This is a genomic window from Streptomyces viridosporus, assembly GCF_002078235.1.
GTDB lineage: Bacteria > Actinomycetota > Actinomycetes > Streptomycetales > Streptomycetaceae > Streptomyces > Streptomyces viridosporus.
In genome coordinates this window covers 433-651 of the sequence record NZ_MSGP01000442.1, presented here as the reverse complement: position 1 = coordinate 651, position 219 = coordinate 433, and the positions used below count along the sequence as shown (strand labels likewise).

The 219-nt window shown below is 67.6% G+C and carries 1 protein-coding gene; it reads left to right on the top strand.

The window, feature by feature from the left end; genetic code table 11:
* On the top strand, positions 1 to 219 hold a 219-nt coding region (locus B7L92_RS42825), incomplete at both ends, for a polysaccharide deacetylase family protein (protein WP_255311185.1).

Below are 219 nucleotides of genomic sequence, written 5' to 3'. Positions count from 1 at the left end.
GGCAGCACACCGAACCTGCTCAACGCGCTCAGGCAGAACGGACTGCGCGCCACGATGTTCAACCAGGGCCAGTACGCCGCCGCCAACCCCTCCCTGGTCAAGGCCCAGGTGGACGCGGGCATGTGGGTCGCCAACCACAGCTACACCCACCCGCACATGACCCAGCTGAGCCAGGCGCAGATGGACTCGGAGATCTCCCGCACCCAGCAGGCGATCGCG